Below are 14,165 nucleotides of genomic sequence, written 5' to 3' on the forward strand. Positions count from 1 at the left end.
CCAGGTCCCTCCCCGGCTCCCCCGGATTTCACGCTTCACCTCACCGGGACGAGCCGCTTTCCCTACACTCGGCTGGAGTCTGTGCGTCGCTGGTGCGGATCAGGGGTTCATGGCGTCGGGGCCGCCCGACTTGCCGGTGCCCTCGCCCGGCTGGATGAGGATCATGGGGTCGTTGCCCTTCAGCTGCTGCCAGACGCCGACGAGGGCCACCACCTGGGCGACGAGGAACGCCAGTTGCACCGAGGCCGTCCGCAGCTGGTAGATCGACAGCAGCAGGGACGCCTTGGTGGGCCAGTAGATGCCCTCCTGACGGAACGTGTCGATGTCCATGACCACGCCCGTCACGGTGAGGACGAGCAGGGTCAGCGCCAGATCGAGGGCCCAGGTGCCGAAGGCCTGGCCGGTCGCGCGGGTGAGGATCCAGTGGGCGGCGACGGGTACGGCGTACACCAGGAACAGGCCCAGGGCCTTGGCGGGGCCGCGGCGGCCGGGCAGCACCCGCCACAGCGCGCCGAGGACGAAGCCGAGGGCGGCTGCCCAGAGTTCCAGACTGGCCGCGTTGGCGAGGAGGCCGACGATGCCGAGCCTGTCCCTGGTCACGCTGTCCCACAGCGACCCCCGGATGTTGTCCGCCCAGAACGAGACGGCGTTGGCGGGCACGGCGATCAGCGCGGTGAGCAGGGCGGCGCGGCAGGCGTTCTGCCACCAGGTCGCGCGCGGCCCCCAGGCGAGGGCGAGTTCCACGACGTCCACCGACTCGGGCAGCCGGACGCCGGCGAACGGGACGGTGGCGCCGGGCGGGTTCCAGTGGTGCAGGGCGTCGAGGTCCTGTTCCATCTGCTGCCGCCTGCCCTCCGGGTCGCCCTGCTCCAGCCGGCGCAGCCGCGAGTGGAGGTCCCGGTAGGTGCGGGCGGACTCGATGAGCCAGCTCCGGTCGGACTCCCGGATCGCGTGCCGCAGCAGCTTGTCCGGCTTGTCCGGCAGCGGCTTCTGCCACAGCACGGCACGGCGCCGGCCGACGGCGAGCAGCAGAAAGCCGGTGAGCAGGGTGACCGGCACGGTGATGGGCGACAGCCACAGGCCGACGTACCAGCCCGGGACGGGCCAGACGAACTGGAAGGAGAAGAGGGCGAGGACGAGGAGCGTCGTCCCCTCGGGAGCGACCGGCTCGTCGTGGGGAGCGGCCGCGCGGGCGGCGAGGACCGCGAGGAGCGCCGCGGTCAGGCCGTACCACCAGCACACTGTCACGAACCACCAGAGGGGCATGTACGAGGGAAACCAGGCCAGTTCGTTGTAGTGGTAGACGAAGCGCCACAGCTCCCAGAAGTCGTCCCGGGTGCTCAGCCAGGTCGTCTGGGACCAGGAGTTGTGGGTGGCCCACAGGGCCAGGGCGGGCAGGACCACCGCGCCGACCGCGCAGACCGGCAGGACCCACCAGGGGAAGGTGCCCCGCGGCGGCGTCGCGGCGTTCTGGACGTCCGCTCCCGCCCTGATCCGCCGGAGCGCCGACACCCCGCCCACCATCCAGACGAAGGCCACACAGGCGCAGGCGAGGGCGAGCCACCAGAACCCGCCCGTCCGCTGCGCCCGCAGGACCTCGTCGGTGATCATCTGGTCGAGCCAGAAGTCGCCGGGCAGGCCGAACCAGCCGGGGCGTGCCGCCACCACGACGGGATACACGCCGGCCACCGCGACGGCCACCCGGGCGGAGACCTGGGGCCTGCCGAACAGGGACGGCACGATACCGAAACCCGCGCCGAGCGCGAGGTTCCAGGCGACGCGATGGCTGTCCCACCAGGTGGACATCCGGGGCAGATCATCCGCCAGCTCGAAGAGCAGCGACATGACGAACATCAGCCAGACCCACAGGAGCAGATTGCGCCGGGTGGCCACCTCAGCGGGAGTCTGGAGGGTCGGGGCCGGGGACCGCGACAGCCGCCGTATCAGCAAGAGGGCCACGGGGAACAGCACGAGGTCCCAGGAGACCCAGGTGACCGACCGCACCAGATACCAGGGGGCGCCTTCCTCCCAGCGAAGGGTCAGTGCCTTGGCGGCCGGCGGCTGCATCCGCACCCACAGCGCCGGCATCGGCATGTCGGACTTGGCCCAGGTCCAGGTCAGTTCGTTCGCCGAGCCCTTGGTGGGCATCGGCCAGATGTCCCGCGCGCCGCGGTTGCCGAGGTCGACGGAGATCTCCCGCCACCAGGACCGCGCGAGCGCCGGCGGGCGTTCCAGGGAGAGCGTCCACAACCGCTTGCCCGGTGTGATGCGCCAGGGGCCGAACCAGCGGTCGGTCAGGCTGTCCACGGAGCTGACGGCCCGGTACTTCACCGTGATGGTCTTCGCGCCGACCGTCACCCGGGGCGGCCAGGGCCGCCACTCGGTGTCGCGGTACGGGTAGTCGTCGTAGGTGTCGTGCACCAGGCACCGCATCGCTGCCCGGTAGGCCGCCGCGTCCCCGTTGAGCAGCAGATCGTCGGAGAGCGGCCAGGACTTCGGCACCTCCACGACCATGTCGGCCTCGGCGCGTGTGTAGTCCTCGCCGTCGTGCTTGATCCGCACCGAGCTGGTGACCTCGGCGTCCCGCAGCGCCCGGGACTCGCACCGGTCCGCCTCCTCGGCCGACGCCGTCCCGGCCCCGGTCGACACGAACAGCACGATCAGCCCCAGCACGAACACCGGCAGCAGAAACTTACGCATCCCCCGTCCCCTCCCCGCCCCCATGTATACCCGCACGCGAGGGGGTGGCACTGCCGGTAGCTGATCACTGGGGTAAACCCCCGCGCGGACAAGGCAGTTGGCCGGATGGGGGCGGGCGTGGAGATCCGGAAGGCTCGACGGCATGAAGCAGCCGACCAAGAGTCTCCTCCGGATCGCCGTCGCCTCCGGGATCGTCTTCGGGGCTCTCGCGCCCCTCACCGCGTCCGCCGCGCCCGCCGCGCCCGCCCTGAAATGGGGGAAGTGTGCGGGTGGCGGGGTCGATCCGCGGCAGCAGTGTGCCGTGCTCGACGTGCCCATGGACTACGCCGATCCCGGTGGTCCGAGCATCGGGATCGCCGTCTCGCGGATCGTGAGCGAGAAGCCCGCCGCCCGGCGCGGGGCACTGTTCCTGATCCCCGGCGGGCCCGGTGGGTCGAGCCTCGACGACCCTTCCGGGAAAGGGCGGAAGCTGCCGCAGGAGGTGCGCGACGCCTACGACCTGATCGGGTTCGCGCCGCGTGGGCTGGCGCCCTCCACGTCCGTCGACTGTGGACTGGAGCGCCGCGACCTCTCGCTGACCGCGTCACGGCCCTGGCCCGCCGCGGACGGGTCCGTCGACGCGAACATGGCCACCGCCCGGCGGATGGCCGAGGCCTGCGAGCGCAACGGCGGTGAGCTGCTCCGGCACCTCAGCACCCGCAACGAGGCCCGCGACCTGGACCGGCTGCGGGCCGCGTTGGGCGAGCGGCGGATCTCCGCGTGGGGAGTGTCGTACGGGACGTACGTGGGCGCCGTCTACGCCGAGATGTTCCCGGGCCGCACCGACCGGTTCGTGCTGGACAGCAACGACGACCCCGATCCCACCCGGGTCGCCCGCGCCTGGCTCGCCGGGCACGAGCAGGGCGTCGAGGACACCTTCCCCGAGTTCGCCGAGTGGGCTGCCGCGCCCGGCAATCCGTACCGCGTCGCCGCGACGGCCGCCGAGGTGCGCCCCCGGTTCCTGGCGCTCGCGGCGCGCCTGGACCGCGAGCCCCTCCCGTGGCCCGGCGCCAACCCGGCCGAGCTGAACGGCAACATGCTGCGCCAGGCCATGCTGAGCAGCCTCTACGACCCCGACGACTTCCCCGCGCTCGCGCAGCTGATGCTGGCCGCCGAGAAGGGCACGGTGCCGCCCGCACCGGCCTCGCCGCCCGACGCCGTCCTCCAGAACGTCTCCGCCGTGGGCGCCGGGACGCTCTGCAACGACGTGGCCTGGCCGACCTCAACGGCCGTGTACCGCAAGGGAGTCGAGGAGAGCCGGGCCAAGTTCCCGCTCACCGCCGGCATGCCCCGCAACGCGATGGTCTGCGCGGCCTGGCCCTACCCGCCTGAGGAGCCGCCGACGGTGATCACCGACCGCGGCCCCTCCACCGTCCTCCTCGTGCAGAACGAACGGGACGTCGCCACCCCCGTGGGCGGCGCCCTGAAGCTCCGTGAGGCGCTCGGACGGCGGGCGGTCATGGTGACCGTGAACTCCACGGGCCATGACGCCTACCTCGACAACGGCAACGCCTGCGGGGACGCGGCGGTGACCCGCTTCCTGGCCACGGGCAAGCGCCCCGCCGCCGACCTCTACTGCCGCTGACCCGCCTTCCCGTAGGCCCGGGCCACGGCATGGAACGCCGCCTTCGGCTCCCAGTGCCAGGGCGAGTCCGGATCGCCGGGGCGGTCCTGGATCGCCTTGGCGATGCCGTAGCTCGCCAAATCGAGGTCGTGGCGCGGGTCGCCGGGGCGGTGCGGGGCGTCCGCGGTGAGGAACTCGAAGACCATCGCCGCGTAGAGGTTCATCGACTCGAAGACGTCCAACAGGTCGACGAGGTAAGCGGCTTGGGTGCGCTCACTGCGGACCGGGATCGGGTCCTTGATCTCCTCCGGCGTCTTGCGGTGGTCGACGATGTCCCAGCCCATGCCGCCCGTCTCGGGAGCGCCGCGGTAGGCGCAGGTGCCGAACTCGGTGATGGCGAGGGGCTTGCCATGGCGCAGGTAATGCCTCAACTCCCTTACGTAGCCGGAGCGTCGGGGGAAGTACGAGTAGTAGTCGACGCCGACGATGTCGAAGAGGTCCCAGTCGACCTGGTCGACCTCCGGGGCGGAGGCGTAGCTGAGGCGGCCGTGGAAGACCCTGCGGCCGAGCCGCGCCGCCTTCGCGGTGAAGCGGGCGAGCCGGCGCCGCATCGCGGCCAGGTCGAGGTTCCCGCTCTGGAGGTGGGCGATGCGCTCGAACACGTCGTCCCCGGGGATGATCCCGGGCACGAACAGCCAGAACTCGCAGCCCACGCTGAAGTCGACGCTCGCCCCCTGCCGCCGCAGCCGCTCCGCGAACCGGCCCGTCTCCGCGAGGTGTTCGAGGATGTCCCGCTCCGGGACGTCGCCGAGGGTCGGCTGGAGCCAGACGTGCAGACCGAGTTCGGCGGCCTCGGCGGCGGTCGAGGTGAGGCGTTCGACGCCGTCGCCGGTGACGTCGACGGTGTTCGCGTGCAGGTCGTCGCGGACGGCGCGGAGGTCACGCCGCATCCGGGCGGTGCTCCAGGCGGTGGCCGGCGTCTCCCCCGCGCCGACGGTGTAGACGACACCGCGACGGGCCAGTCCCTCGCGGGCTCGTCCCCTGTCGACCGCCGCGGCGGCCCCCGAGGGCAGCGCCACCCCGATCGCCGCCGCCCCCGCCAGAAACCGTGCCCGGCTGATCCCCTCGGTCTTCCTGGTCATCTCCATACGGCCACTGTGGCGGGCCCACGCCCGCACCGCCGTCCGCCGATGGTCTACGAGCCCGCAACCAAGGAATGACGTACGGCGTCGATCACTGAAGAGATCGTTCACGTCCACCGACCGAAGGAGAGCGCGATCTTAGCCCGCCGAACCCTCTTGACCGCCGCCACCGCCACCACCGCCGCCCTCCTGACGAGCGCACCCGCACACGCCTCCGCCCCCGAGGGCCTGCGTGAGCTGGAGGCTCGGCACGGGGCCCGGCTCGGTGTGTTCGCCCGGAACATCGTCACCGGCCGGACCGTGCGGTACCGCGCCGGCGAACTCTTCCCGATGTGCTCGCTGTTCAAGACGCTCGCGTCCGCCGCCGTGCTGCGCGACCTCGACCGCGACGGCGAGTTCCTGTCCCGCCGTATCCACTACACCGACGCCGACCTGCCGAAGGAGGGCTCCGACAAGACGCGGGAGCACCTCGCCGACGGCATGACGGTCGCCGAACTCGCCGAGGTGGCCATCACCTTCAGCGACAACGGCGCCGGCAACCTCCTGCTGCGCGAACTCGGCGGCCCCACCGCCATCACCCGCTTCGCCCGCTCCCTAGGCGACCGGGTGACCCGCCTGGACCGCTGGGAGACGGAGCTCAACTCGGCCGAGCCATGGCGGATCACGGACACGACGAGCCCGTACGCGATCGGCCGGACCTACGGCCGGCTGGTCCTCGGTGACGCCCTCGACGGCCCCGACCGCGCCCTGCTCACGCACTGGCTGCGGAACAACACCACGAGCGGCACCCGCCTGCGCGCCGGTCTGCCGCCGGCCTGGACGGTCGCCGACAAGACGGGCGGCGGTTCCTACGGCACCAACAACAACGTCGGCATCGCCTGGACCGAGGACGGCACCCCGCTCCTGCTGGCCGTCCTGTCGACGCTGCCCGCGCAGGACGCCGCCCGGGACGACGTACTGATCCGCGACACGGCGGCCCTGCTGGCGCACACCCTCACCGCGAGGGCGTGAACCGCCGCACATAGCGCCGCTGCCACGGCGTCTCCACCGCACCCCGGTGGTAGTGCGCGCGGACGTACGCGACGGCGTCCCCCGGCGGTACGCCGTCGAGGACGGCCAGGCACGCCAGCGCCGTCCCCGTACGCCCGCGTCCGCCTCCGCAGGCGACCTCGACGCGCTCGCCCGCGGCCCGCTCCCACACCTCGGTGAGCGCGTCGCGGGCGTCCGCGTGATCGGCGGGCAGCCGGAAGTCGGGCCAGCGCAGCCAGCGTGACTCCCAGGAGACGGCCGGGGGCCGGTGACCGAGGAGGTAGAGGCCGTACGAGGGGGCCGGCGCCCCCGGCGGGAGGGGGCGCCGCAGTCCCCGGCCACGCACCAGCCGCCCCGACGGCAGCCGCAGCACACCGGTGTCGTCCCGACCCCACTCAGCCTCGGTCATCGCCCTCCGCCTCCCGCAGCGCCGCCTCCAGCAGCGCGCCCGCCGCCCAGCGCATCACGTCCTTGGCCTCCGCGGGGTCGAGTTCGCAGACATCACGGGTGGTGATGAGCGCCTCGACGCCGTAGACGAGGGTGACGGCCATGAGGAGGCGGCGGTGGAGGTCGGGCGGGAGGGTGCCGGCGAGGGGTTCGAGGGCGGTGCGGGAGAGGTCGAGGCGGAACCGGTTGCGGATGGGGACGCTGTCGTCGGCGTCCTCGGGCGCACCGGCGTCGGACGGGGTCCAGCGCTCCAGGGAGGAGCGCAGCACGGCTCGCCACACCGCCTCGTCGCCGAGCTGGAGGTCGGCGACGCGGGAGACGAGCTGGTCGACCCGTTCGGCGGGATCGTCCGGCAGATCGGCGAGGGCCTCGAAGCCGAGGGCCGTGCTCTGGGTCTCGCGCAGCAGGTCACGCGGGTGCGAGAAGTACCGGTAGGCGGTGGCGACGGACACCTGCGCGACCTCGGCGGCGTCGGCGATGGTGACCGGCCTGCCCTCGCGGACCAGGGTGACGGCGGCGTCGACGAGCGCCCGGCGCGTACGCAGCTTCTGATTGCGCCGCCCTTCGGACACCCCACCGCGCGCAAGCCCTCCGGTCGCGCCGGTCGCGCTTCCGGTGCGCCCCTCCGTCATGCGAATCCCCTCTTGTAGTGAGAAACTCTTCTCATTACGGTAGCACTGTCTCATCAACGGGGGCCGTGGCCACGAGGGCCGCGGCATGAGCGAGAGGGGGTGCCCCATGGGCACCACACCCGCCGAAATGGAAGTACTGATCGGGACGCACATGCTGGCCGAGGAGCACGGCGACCCGCAGCGCGCGGTCTCCGTCTACACCGAGGACGTCGAGCACGACGTCGTCGGCTTCCCGGGCGACCCGATCCACGGCGTCGACGCCGCACTGGACCGCTACCACCAGCTGGTGAAGGACCTCCGCGTGGAGAAGGCGGAGCGCACCCACACGTACTACGCCGACGACGCGGCGATCACCGAGGACTTCATCACCGCCGTGGTCACCGGCCGGTTCATGGGCATCCCGGGCAACAACCGCCGGATCACCTTCCGGATGCTGCATGTCTTCGAGTTCAAGGAGGGGAAGATCTCCCGCGAGAACGTGTGGCTGGACGGCGCGGCGATCGCGGCCCAGCTGACCGCGCCGCCCGCGTAGGACCGACGAAAGGGAGCCTCGATGACCGTCCCCGCCCCGCTGACCGGCGTCGTACCACCCGTGTGCACCCCGCTGACGCCGGACGGCGAGGTGGACGTCCCCTCGCTGCTCCGCCTGGTCGACCACCTGCTGGAGGCGGGGGTGCACGGCCTGTTCGTGCTCGGTACGTCGTCGGAGGCGGCGTACCTCACGGACGGGCAGCGGGAGTCGGTGGTGCGGGCGGTGACGGGTCATGTGGGCGGGCGGCTGCCGGTGCTGGCCGGGGTCATCGACATGACGACGCCGCGAGTGCGGGAGCAGGTCCGGGCGGTGACGGCGGCGGGCGCGGACGCGGTCGTGGCGACGGCACCGTTCTACACCCGCACCCACCCGGCGGAGATCGCCCGCCACTACCGCCTCCTCGCCGCGTCGACCGACCTCCCGGTCATCGCCTACGACCTCCCGAGCGGCGTCCACACGAAACTCCCGGCGGAGGTGGTGCTGGAGCTGGCGGCGGAGGGCGTCCTGGCGGGCCTGAAGGACTCCAGCGGCGACCTGGCGGGCTTCCGCGAGATCCTGCGGGGCCTGCGCGGCCACTCCGACCTCGTCGACTTCGCGGCCCTCACGGGCTCCGAACTGTTCGTCGACTCGGCACTGGCGGCGGGGGCGCACGGCGCGGTACCGGGCCTGGCGAACGTGGACCCCGAGGGTTACGTCCGCCTGTACCAGCTGTGCCGCGCCGGGGACTGGGCCGCGGCCCGCGCCGAATAGGAACGCCTGTGCGGCCTGTTCGGGATGGTGCGGGCCGGGGACCGCGGGCGGATGGGGGAATCCTCGGCGGCCCTGGGGGCGTTCAAGGCCGCGCTGTACCTCCGCGGGGTCATCGCCTGCCCCGCGACGGCCGAGCCGCAGGTGGGGTTGTCGGAGGCGGAGGTCGCGGAGGTGGGGAAGTTCCTGGCGGGGGCGGGGCTGCTGTAGGCCGCCTACACACCCCCGGGGGTCACCATCCCGGACTCGTACGCCACGATCACCAACTGCGCCCGGTCCCGCGCCCCCAACTTCCCCATGATCCGGCTGACATGGGTCTTCGCGGTCAACGGGCTCAGCCCCAGCACCTCGCCGATCTCCGCGTTGTTGAACCCCCGCCCCACCAGCGTCAGCACCTCCCGCTCCCGCTCGGACAGGCACTCCGGCCCACCCGCCACCGGAGTGGTCGCCGTCGGGCTGCTCAGCAAGCGCGCGATCAACCGCGCCGTCGGCCCCGGTGACAGCAGCGACTCCCCCGCCGCCACCGTCCGGATCGCCTCCAGCATCTCCGCCGGCCTCGTGTCCTTCACCAGGAACCCGGACGCCCCCGCCCGCAGCGCCTCCACGATGTTCTCGTCCGTGTCGTACGTCGTGAGGACCAGCACCTTCACCCCGGCCAGGTCGGGGTCCGCCGCGATCAGCCGGGTCGCCTCGATGCCGTCGAGGTCCGGCATCCGGATGTCCATCACGATCAGGTCGGCATCCGCGCCCCGGGCCAGTTCCACCGCCTCCCGGCCGGTGCCGGCCTCACCCACGACCTCCATGTCCCCCGCCGACTCGACGAGCATCGCGAACGCGGCCCGTACGAGCGTCTGGTCGTCCGCAAGCAGTACGCGGATCGTCATCCGGCCCCCTCCAGAGCACCCCTGAGCGGCAGCACCGCCGTCACCTCGAAACCGCCCCCGGCCCGCGGCCCCGCGTCGAGTGTGCCACCCACGCTGCGGGCCCTCTCCCGCATCCCGACCAGCCCGAATCCGCCGTCACCGGAAGAAGAACCACCGGCACCCGCCTCCCCCGCCCCGTCGTCCGTGACCGCCAGCCGCAGGGCGCCCTGCTCCTCGTACACCTCGACCCGTACCACCGGCTCCGCCCCCGCGTGCCGTACCGCGTTCGTCAGGGCCTCCTGGACGATGCGGTAGGCCGCGGCCCCCACGGCGGGCGGTGTCGTCTCGCCGGTCCGTACCGTCTGGGTGACCCGCGCTCCCGCCAGCCGGGCCGCCTCCACCAGGTCGGGGACGCCGTCGAGGCCGGGCAGCGGGCCGCGCGCCTCCTTGGCCGCGGCGCCCTGTTCGCGCAGCACCTCGAGCGTCGTCCGCAGCTCGCCGCGGGCCGTGCGGCAGGTGTCGGCGATGTCGTTGAGGGCCTTGGCAATCGTCTCCCGGTCCAGGCGCTCGGGGTCGGCCGCCAGGACGTGCGCGGCCACCGAGGTCTGGACGCCGATGAGGGTGATGGTGTGGGCGAGGAGGTCGTGCAGGTCGCGGGCGATCCGCAGGCGCTCCTCCGCGACCCGGCGCCGCGCCTCCTCCTCGCGGGTGCGTTCGGCCCGTTCGGCGCGTTCGACGAGGGAGGCGACGTACTGGCGGTAGTAGCGGACGTCGATGCCGATGAAGAGGACGGCCAGCACCCAGCCGTAGATGCGCACCAGGTCGGAGGCCTGTTTGTGGTCGCCGAAGGTGAGCATCACGGTCAGGGAGAGGGCGAGGCCCGCGGCGCCGACCAGGATCGAGCGGGCCGGGCGCTGGGTGACGGTGACCGTGTAGAGCGCGACGAGCGAGGCGGGGACGGGCGCGCCGTGGTTGTTGTCGAGGGCGTGGTACGGGATGACGAGCACCACCACCGCGGCGAGCACCAGCAGCGGCCGCCGCCTGCGCCACACCAGGGGCACATGGGCGGCGAGCAGCAGCGTCCAGCCCAGCGCGTCGGGGTGGCGGAGGGTGTCGGTGAAGGCCGCGAGGACCGCGGCGACGGCGGCGAGCACGGCCGCCAGCACCGCGTCGTTGCGGGTGGCGTGCGGCGCGGTCCTGGGGTCGCGGGTGAGCGCCGCCGTGACGCGTTCGCCGAGGCGGGGCCGCACCGGGGTCGTGGTGAGGTGCATGGGGGTCATCCTCCGACGGGACGGCGCCCCTCCGGGAGAGGAGGGGCGCCGGTCGGTTCCGTTCAGTGCGTCACCGCCGCCACGGGCTCCGGCTCCTTCGGCGGGGCCGGCGGCCCGGGGTCGCGGGACAGGGCGCCCGGCCACCACACCGTGCGGCGCAGCGCGACGGCGGCGCTGGTCACGAGGTAGGTGCGGACCAGGAAGGTGTCGAGCAGGACGCCGACGGCGATGACGAAGCCGAGCTCGACGAGGCTGACCAGCGGCATGTTGGTGAGCACCGCGAAGGTCGCGGCGAGGACCAGGCCGGCGGAGGCGATGACGCCACCGGTCGTCCGCAGCGCGGTCAGCGCCGCCGCCACCGGTTCGGTGCCCTTCAGCGACTCCTCGCGCATCCGGTGCATCAGGAAGATGCCGTAGTCGACGCCGAGCGCCACCAGGAAGACGAAGGACAGCAGGCCGAGCCCCGGGTCCGTGCCCTCGAAGCCGAACACCGGCCCGAAGACCAGCCCGCCGATGCCGAGCGCCGCGCCCCACACGGCGACCACCGCGCCGACCAGGATCAGCGGCGCGACCACCGACCGCAGCAGCGCGACCAGGATCAGCAGGACGGAGACGAGGACGAGCGGTACGACGATCATGCGGTCGCGGGCGTTGGTGTCGGCGAGGTCGAGCTGCTGGGCGCTGGCCCCGCCGACCAGCGAGTCGTCGAGGCGGTCGCGCAGGGCCTCGATGGTCGCCGTCTCGCCCGCCGACTGGGGTGCGGAGGTCGTGGCGACCGAGATCTCCGTCCAGCCGTCCCCGCTGCGCCCGCGCTCCGCCGAGGCGACACCCCGGGTGCCGCGGACCTCGCCGAGCACGGCGTCGGCCTTGTCGGCGGGGGCGAGGACGGTGAGCGGCTGGGTGCCCTGCTCGGGGTAGGCCTCGGCCAGGGTTTCCATGGCGGCGACCGCGTCGGGCTTGGTGGTGAAGGAGTCCTCCTGCTTGAGGGCGCCGGGCAGGTTCAGCACCCCGAGCGCCAGCGCGCCGAGCAGGACCGCGCCGGAGGCGAGCACCGCCAGGGGGCGTCGCTCGGCGGAGCTGCCCATCGCCGCGAACAGGGACCGGCGGGCCTTGGGGGTGCTGCCGTAGCGCGGCACGAGCGGCCAGAAGACGCGGCGGCCGAGCAGGACGAGCACCGCGGGCAGCAGGGTCAGCATGGCGGCCAGCGCGCACAGGATGCCGACCGTGCCGAGCGGGCCCATGCCGCGGCTGGAGTTGAGGTCGGCGGCGAGCAGGCAGAGCAGGCCGGCCGCGACCGTGCCGGAGGACGCCAGCACCGCGGGGCCGCAGCCCCTGAGCGCGGCGGCCATCGCGTCGTACGGCCGCTCGAAGCGCCGCAGCTCCTCGCGGTACCGGGAGACGAGCAGCAGCGCGTAGTCGGTGCCCGCGCCGAACACGAGGATCGTCATGATGCCGGAGCTGGCGCCGGTCACAGCGGTGCCGAACGCCTGGTTGACGCCGTACGCCACGCCCATCGACAGGTAGTCGGCGAGCCCGGCGACGGCGAGCGGCACCAGCCACAGGACCGGGCTGCGGTAGATCAGGATCAGCAGCAGCGCGACGACCCCGGCCGTGGTGTAGAGCAGCGGCCCGCCGAGCGCGTTGTACACCTCGGCGGCGTCGGTCTGGAGCGCCCCGGGGCCGCCCACGTCGACGCTCATCCCGCCGTCGTCGTGCGCGATGTCCCGTACGTCGTTGACGAGCGCGTCGCGCGCCTTCTCGTCGGTGCCCGGCTCGGTGCTCGCCACCGGGTACATCAGGGTGGTGCCGTCCTCGGACGGGACGCCCCGCGGCCGGTCGGTGAGCTGGTGCGCGCCGGCGATCCGCTCGATCTGCCGGGCGGCGGTCGCCTTGTCGGCCGCGGTCAGTCCGCTGTCGCGGTGGTAGACGACGACCATCTCGGTGGCCTCGCCACCGGGCAGCCGGTCCTGGATCCTGGCGACCTGCGTCGAGTCGGCGCTGCCGGGCAGGTAGTCGACGGCCCGGTCGTGCTGGACGTCGGCGAGCTTCGAGGCGAACGGCGAGGCGATCGCCAGCACGGCGATCCACAGCCCGAGCATCACCCAGGGCACGGCACGCCGCCGTCGTGCGGAAGTCGTCCTTGCGGCCCCCATCGACGGGCCTCCCTCCGGTCGGATGTCTGGGTCGTGTCCAGACTCCCGGCGCGGGGAGCTCGAATCGTCGCGCGGAAGGGCGAGTTGGGGGTTACTACGGAGGGCGGTACCGGGCCCCGGTTACTCCCTGGGGAGTACCGACGGTCCTACGACGGTGTCCGCGCCGCCGCCAGCAGCCGCGTGACGTCGTCGGCGCAGATGGTGAGGGCGCCGCCGACCGTGGCCAGCGCATCGCGCTCGGCGGGGGTGTAGGGCCCGTCGGCCAGCGCGATCCGGGCGCCCTGGAGCAGGATCGACTCCCGCCCGGCCGGTGCCAGATGCGGCGCCAGCGGATCCAGCGCCTCGTGCAGCTCTATCGCCAGCCCCGCCCCGCAGGGCTCGCCGAAGACCCGCCCGGTGTCGGCGGCCAGCGCCTGCACCAGCGCGCTGAGCTGGTCCTCCGTGCAGTCGTCGAATCCGGCGGCGCGGACCGTGGCGGCGGCCGCCTCCAGCGCCGTACGCGAACAGGTGCCGCCCGCGGCGAGGACCGCGAGGGCGACGGTGTGGACGGCGTCGCGGAGCATCGCGGAGAAGCGGGTGGTGGTCGGATGGTCGAGGACGTCGGTCCCGAAGTGGCGACAGCAGGCGGCGCATTCGACGACCGGCCCGGTCTCACCCCGCGGCAGCACCGGGACGCCGAGGAGGGTGAAGCGGCGGCGGCCGGTCAGCCGCTGGTAGTTGCGGTCCCCGCCGCAGCCGGGGCAGAAGAACTCCCCGTCGCCCACGGGCGTCCATGCGGTACGCGTGCCCAGCATGCGCGCAGGCCTGACGACACGGTCGTTTCGTCCCCGTCCTGGCAGCACGTCACACCTCCGCGTAACCGCACGGCAACATCGCCGCGCTGGCGTGATGTTAGCCACATCGGAGACCCCCAGTCAGCACCCTGGACGAGACCTTTCCGTGACCTCTACGACGAGATGGCCGGAAACAAACGGACCCCGCCCGCTGGACGACAGCGGACGGGGCCCTGGAAAACGTCGGTCGGGGAGATGCCCTAGGGGCGCGGG

Annotated in this window: 11 protein-coding genes and 1 pseudogene; 4 read left to right on the forward strand and 8 right to left on the reverse strand. The window is 73.1% G+C overall.

The window, feature by feature from the left end; all coding sequences use genetic code 11:
* Positions 1-99: 99 nt before the first annotated feature.
* Entirely contained in the window at positions 100-2,700 is a 2,601-nt protein-coding gene (locus EJC51_RS16555; protein WP_126271793.1) for a DUF6185 family protein, read from the reverse strand.
* Between the two features lie 142 nt (positions 2,701-2,842).
* On the opposite strand from EJC51_RS16555, the gene EJC51_RS16560 reads away from it, so the two are divergent.
* On the forward strand, positions 2,843-4,324 hold the full coding sequence (locus EJC51_RS16560; RefSeq protein WP_126271794.1) for an alpha/beta hydrolase: 1,482 nt from the start codon (positions 2,843-2,845) through the stop codon (positions 4,322-4,324).
* Here the strand turns inward: EJC51_RS16560 and EJC51_RS16565 are convergent.
* The gene (locus EJC51_RS16565) at positions 4,312-5,445 is read right to left on the reverse strand and encodes an abortive phage infection protein (protein WP_399581451.1); all 1,134 of its coding nucleotides are present in this window, start codon (positions 5,443-5,445) and stop codon (positions 4,312-4,314) included. The two genes, EJC51_RS16560 and EJC51_RS16565, sit on opposite strands and share 13 nt — an antisense overlap.
* Before the next feature lie 156 nt (positions 5,446-5,601).
* Between EJC51_RS16565 and bla the strand changes: the two genes are divergently transcribed.
* Entirely contained in the window at positions 5,602-6,456 is an 855-nt protein-coding gene (gene bla, locus EJC51_RS16570) for a class A beta-lactamase (RefSeq protein WP_244362661.1), read from the forward strand.
* Here bla and EJC51_RS16575 read toward each other — a convergent pair.
* Positions 6,440-6,883, reverse strand: coding sequence for a protein-tyrosine phosphatase family protein (locus EJC51_RS16575; protein WP_126271797.1), 444 nt, complete (start codon positions 6,881-6,883; stop codon positions 6,440-6,442). The two genes, bla and EJC51_RS16575, sit on opposite strands and share 17 nt — an antisense overlap.
* The gene (locus EJC51_RS16580; RefSeq protein ID WP_244362663.1) at positions 6,870-7,553 is read right to left on the reverse strand and encodes a TetR/AcrR family transcriptional regulator; all 684 of its coding nucleotides are present in this window, start codon (positions 7,551-7,553) and stop codon (positions 6,870-6,872) included. The genes EJC51_RS16575 and EJC51_RS16580 overlap by 14 nt, the downstream gene beginning before the upstream one ends.
* 106 nt (positions 7,554-7,659) lie before the next feature.
* Here EJC51_RS16580 and EJC51_RS16585 point away from each other — a divergent pair, with 106 nt between their 5' ends.
* The gene (locus EJC51_RS16585; RefSeq protein ID WP_126271798.1) at positions 7,660-8,085 is read left to right on the forward strand and encodes an ester cyclase; all 426 of its coding nucleotides are present in this window, start codon (positions 7,660-7,662) and stop codon (positions 8,083-8,085) included.
* A 21-nt stretch (positions 8,086-8,106) separates the two neighbouring features.
* Positions 8,107-9,042: pseudogene (locus tag EJC51_RS16590) on the forward strand (dihydrodipicolinate synthase family protein).
* A 5-nt stretch (positions 9,043-9,047) separates the two neighbouring features.
* On the opposite strand, the gene EJC51_RS16595 reads toward EJC51_RS16590, so the two are convergent.
* From EJC51_RS16595 to EJC51_RS16610, 4 genes are all read right to left on the reverse strand, one after another.
* Positions 9,048-9,716, reverse strand: coding sequence for a response regulator (locus EJC51_RS16595; protein ID WP_126271799.1), 669 nt, complete (start codon positions 9,714-9,716; stop codon positions 9,048-9,050).
* A complete protein-coding gene (locus tag EJC51_RS16600; RefSeq protein ID WP_244362665.1) occupies positions 9,713-10,966 on the reverse strand; it encodes a sensor histidine kinase in 1,254 nt (417 codons plus the stop codon). The genes EJC51_RS16595 and EJC51_RS16600 overlap by 4 nt, the downstream gene beginning before the upstream one ends.
* Positions 10,967-11,028: 62 nt before the next feature.
* The gene (locus EJC51_RS16605) at positions 11,029-13,119 is read right to left on the reverse strand and encodes an MMPL family transporter (RefSeq protein ID WP_126271801.1); all 2,091 of its coding nucleotides are present in this window, start codon (positions 13,117-13,119) and stop codon (positions 11,029-11,031) included.
* Positions 13,120-13,265: 146 nt separating this feature from the next.
* Positions 13,266-13,961 (reverse strand): TerB family tellurite resistance protein, encoded by a 696-nt coding sequence (locus EJC51_RS16610; protein WP_126271802.1) that lies wholly within the window; start codon positions 13,959-13,961, stop codon positions 13,266-13,268.
* Between the last annotated feature and the right edge of the window lie 204 nt (positions 13,962-14,165).

Source organism: Streptomyces aquilus, from assembly GCF_003955715.1.
Classification (GTDB): Bacteria; Actinomycetota; Actinomycetes; order Streptomycetales; family Streptomycetaceae; genus Streptomyces; species Streptomyces aquilus.

Coding starts and splice junctions, on each gene's coding strand:
- EJC51_RS16555 (WP_126271793.1), bottom strand. CDS start 2,700: ATGCGTAAGTTTCTGCTGCCGGTGTTCGTGCTGGGGCTGATCGTGCTG.
- EJC51_RS16560 (WP_126271794.1), top strand. CDS start 2,843: ATGAAGCAGCCGACCAAGAGTCTCCTCCGGATCGCCGTCGCCTCCGGG.
- EJC51_RS16565 (WP_399581451.1), bottom strand. CDS start 5,445: ATGACCAGGAAGACCGAGGGGATCAGCCGGGCACGGTTTCTGGCGGGG.
- EJC51_RS16575 (WP_126271797.1), bottom strand. CDS start 6,883: ATGACCGAGGCTGAGTGGGGTCGGGACGACACCGGTGTGCTGCGGCTG.
- EJC51_RS16580 (WP_244362663.1), bottom strand. CDS start 7,553: ATGACGGAGGGGCGCACCGGAAGCGCGACCGGCGCGACCGGAGGGCTT.
- EJC51_RS16585 (WP_126271798.1), top strand. CDS start 7,660: ATGGGCACCACACCCGCCGAAATGGAAGTACTGATCGGGACGCACATG.
- EJC51_RS16595 (WP_126271799.1), bottom strand. CDS start 9,716: ATGACGATCCGCGTACTGCTTGCGGACGACCAGACGCTCGTACGGGCC.
- EJC51_RS16600 (WP_244362665.1), bottom strand. CDS start 10,966: ATGCACCTCACCACGACCCCGGTGCGGCCCCGCCTCGGCGAACGCGTC.
- EJC51_RS16605 (WP_126271801.1), bottom strand. CDS start 13,119: ATGGGGGCCGCAAGGACGACTTCCGCACGACGGCGGCGTGCCGTGCCC.